This window comes from Actinosynnema sp. NPDC023658, assembly GCF_040639995.1.
Taxonomy (GTDB): Bacteria; Actinomycetota; Actinomycetes; order Mycobacteriales; family Pseudonocardiaceae; genus Actinosynnema.
This window is the reverse complement of sequence record NZ_JBFAAX010000568.1, coordinates 1-3,690: the sequence shown is the minus strand read 5'-3', so window position 1 is coordinate 3,690 and position 3,690 is coordinate 1. Positions and strand designations below refer to the sequence as shown.

2 protein-coding genes are annotated in these 3,690 nt (G+C 69.2%); both read left to right on the top strand.

Annotation, left to right across the window (positions count from 1 at the left end; genetic code table 11):
* Nucleotides 1–246 precede the first annotated feature (246 nt).
* A complete protein-coding gene (locus AB0G02_RS31285; protein WP_360801214.1) occupies nucleotides 247–1,668 on the top strand; it encodes an extracellular solute-binding protein in 1,422 nt (473 codons plus the stop codon).
* On the top strand, nucleotides 1,665–3,674 hold the full coding sequence (locus AB0G02_RS31280) for an ABC transporter permease subunit (RefSeq protein WP_360801211.1): 2,010 nt from the start codon (nucleotides 1,665–1,667) through the stop codon (nucleotides 3,672–3,674). Before AB0G02_RS31285 ends, AB0G02_RS31280 begins: the two co-directional genes overlap by 4 nt.
* Nucleotides 3,675–3,690 lie beyond the last annotated feature (16 nt).

The following is a 3,690-nucleotide window of genomic DNA, read 5'->3' as shown; positions in this document are numbered from 1 at the left end:
ACCCGACTCCGCGGAACGGGCGGCCCCACCCGTGCCGGAGCCCGTGCGCGACGCGTGCCCGGCACCGTGCGGCGACCCTTCCGGCTCGTCCGGGCTGTACGACGGCCGCCAGGACAACGCATCAGCAGCTCGACGTCGTCCGCCACCTGGACGACCTGGCAGCACGGCGCTCACCTCGCTGTCCCGCCGGTCGCAGCGTCGCCCCGTCGGTGAGCGTCCGCTCGATCGGACACGAGAGGAGTTGTCATGGAGGAGAAAGCGGGATTATCGAGGCGCACGTTCCTCGGGATGAGCGCGCTGGGGGTGCTCGGCCTCGCCGGGTGCGGGAGCGACCCCGCCGTGCCGCAGGTCGACGTCCAGGTGCCCCAGGCGCTGCTCGACCAGGCGTCCGCGCTCCGCGGCGGGTCGGTCGGGATGCTCTCGCAGAAGCTGTACTCGGAGGCCGCCAACCAGGCCTTGGACAGGTCGCTGCAAGCGTTCGCGCAGGCCACCGGCACCACGATCCGCAACGACCTGGTCTCCGGGGACGCCGGCGACATGGTCGCGAAGATGGACACCGAGGTGAAGGCCGGCACCAGCCGCGACCTGGCCTTCATGAGCGACCGGCGGTTCGTCGGCCAGCTGCACAACCTCGACGCCCTCACCGACGTCACCGACGTGGTCGACGAGATGCGCGCGCTCTACGGGGAGCCCGCGACGGAGGCGGCCAACTTCTGCGTCTTCGGCGGGCGCTGGTACGCGATCCCGTACCACTTCATCGCGACCGCGATGTACCTGCGCAAGGACTGGTACGAGGAGAAGGGCCTCCCGCTCGAACCGCACTACACGTGGGAAGAGCTGCGCGACCACGCGTTGGAGGTCTCCGACCCGGCGAAGCGGCGCTTCGGCTGGGGTCTCACGGTGAACCGCTCCGGTGACGCCAACGGCTTCATCACCAACGTCATCAACTGCTACGGCGGTGCGATCGCGGACAACACCGGCACGAAGGTGGTGTTCAACTCGCCGGAGACCGTCGCCGCCGTCACGTTCATCGGCGACATCTACACGAACCCGAAGTACGCGCCGATGCTGCCGCCCGGGGTCGGGAGCTGGACCGACTCGAGCAACAACGAGAACTGGCTGGCGCAGATCCTGGGGCTCACGCTCAACCAGTTCAGCGTCTACGCCGACTCGAAGACCAAGAACAACCCCGTCTACGCCAACACGCACCCGTTCAACGGCGCCACCGGACCGGCGATCGACCGGCCGCTCGCGTACGGCGAGTCCAACTCGTTCGTCGTGTTCAAGGGGGCGAAGAACCCCGACCTCGCCAAGCTGGTGGCGAAGTTCATGGCCGGTGGGAGCGCGCTGCTCGGCGTCGCGAAGGGGGCACCGTGCCTGGTCAACCCCGCGTGGGACAAGGTGTGGGACTCCGACCCGCACTACACCAGCGGTGACCCGGCCTTCCCCGCGCTGCGGGAGCAGACCCGCACGCCGCTCCCCCTGACCACCAAGACCGGCTACGCCTTCCCCCAGGCCCCGAGTCCGGGCGAGCAAGCCGCCACCGCCGCCTACCTGCTGACGGACATGATGCAGTCGGTCATCCAGGGCACCCGGCCGGCCGACGCCGTGGCCTCGACCCACGCCCGGACCGTCCAGGTCTTCGAGCAGCAGGGCTACCCGCAGTGACCGTCCCACGTCAGCGCTCGGCGCCGGTCCGTCCGACGCCGAGCGCGTCGTCCCCGCGCACCTCGTCGCAGCGGGTGCTCGGGCGCGACTGGCGGCTCGCCGCCGTGTTCATCGCGCCGACGCTGCTGCTGGTGGCGGGCCTGATCCTGGTCCCGATCGTCAGCTCGGTCTTCACCAGTGCCACCGAGCGCCACGGCGCGGAGACGGTCTTCGTCGGGCTGGACAACTACCTCGCCCTCATCGACGACGCCGTGTTCCACAAGGGCGTGCTCAACTCGTTCGTCTTCACCGCGTACGCCGAGATCTTCAAGGTCATCCTCGGTCTCATCGCGGCGATGATGCTGCACCACATGCGCCGCGGCCGGACGGTCGTCGCCGGGGTGATCCTGCTGCCGTGGGTGATGCCGACGGTCGTCACGGCCTTCACCTGGCGGTCCCTGTTCGACCCGATCTTCGGCAGCGTCAACGTCCTGCTCACCGACTCCGGGATCGGGCCCGCCCTCGCCGCGATCGGGCTCGTCGACGAGTGGCCCGCGGAGTGGCTGTCCGACCCCGCGCTCGCGATGCCGGCGGTCATCCTGGTCAACGTCTGGAAGGGCATCCCGTTCTTCACGGTGACGTTCCTCGCCGGGCTCAAGGCCATCGACAGCGGTCTCCACGAGGCGGCGGTGGTGGACGGCGCCTCGCCGTGGCAGCGCTTCGTGCACATCACGCTGCCGGGGCTGCGCAACATCATGATCGTGACGGTGCTGCTGTCGTCGATCTGGACGTTCAACAACTTCGACCTGATCTGGCTGATGACCCAGGGCGGACCGGGGGACGCCACCGCCCCGTACGTGATGGTGGCCTACTCGAAGGCCATCCAGCAGCTGCAACTGGGCGCGGGGGCCGCGGTCACGCTGGTGATGCTGCCGATCATCGGCGTCCTCGTGGTGATCCTCGTGCGGATGATGCGACGCGGCGACCTGCCCGGCACGGGCGACACCGGCCGCGGGCGACTGACCCCCGCCCAACGCCGGGCGCTGCCGTGGGTGGTCGTCGTGGGCTCGGTGCTCGTGCTGGTCTGGGCGTCACCGCACATCGTGTGGAAGGCCGCGCTCGTGCTGGGCGTGTTCGTCGTGCTCTCGGTCGCCGTGGGACGGGTCGTCTCCGTGCTCGCCGCGCGCGGCAACCGGACGGCCGCGCGCTGGGTCAGCGGCACCGGTACGGGGATCGCGCTCGTCGGCCTGCTGGGCTTCGTGCTCGCCCCGCTCTACTGGATGACGGTCACCGCGTTCAAGTCCGACGACCAGATCGTCGCGCGCACCGACGACCTCTGGCCGACCCCGTGGAGCACCGAGCAGTTCACCAACCTGTTCACGGGCCGGGCGTTCGGCACCTGGTACGTCAACACGGTCCTGGTGTCGGTCGCGTCCACGGTGATCGCCTTGGTCTGCGCGGCATTGGCCGGCTACGCGCTGGCGCGACTGAAGTTCCGGGGTTCGGACAGCTTCACCGTCACGATCCTGCTGACCTACGTGATGCCGGGCGCGCTGCTGTTCATCCCGCTCTACCAGATGATGAGCGGGATCGGGCTCAACGACTCGTTGTGGTCGCTCGTGCTCGCCTACCCCACGTTCACCCTGCCGTTCGCGACGTGGCTGCTCGTCGGCTACTTCAAGTCGATCCCGGCCGACCTCGAAGAGGCCGCGCTGGTCGACGGCTGCACGCGGTTCGGTGCGTTCATCCGGATCGTGTTGCCGCTGGCCAAGCCGGGCCTGCTCGCGGTCGCGCTGTTCACGCTCACCAACGCGTGGAACGAGTTCCTGTTCGCCTTCGTGTTCATCACCAAGGACGACTACAAGACGCTGCCCGTCGGCATGCAGTCGATGATCTTCGGTGACGTCGTGCCGCAGGGCCAGCTGGCCGCCGCCTCGCTGCTGATCAGCATCCCGGTCGCGGTCATGTACGGGTTCGGGCAGCGTTTCCTGACCGAAGGCCTCACCGCGGGGGCCGTGAAGGGATGAGCGCGCACGGCGCGAC

Bases quoted from the DNA above. Each gene is read 5' to 3' on its own strand.
- AB0G02_RS31285 (WP_360801214.1), top strand. From the start codon at position 247: ATGGAGGAGAAAGCGGGATTATCGAGGCGCACGTTCCTCGGGATGAGC.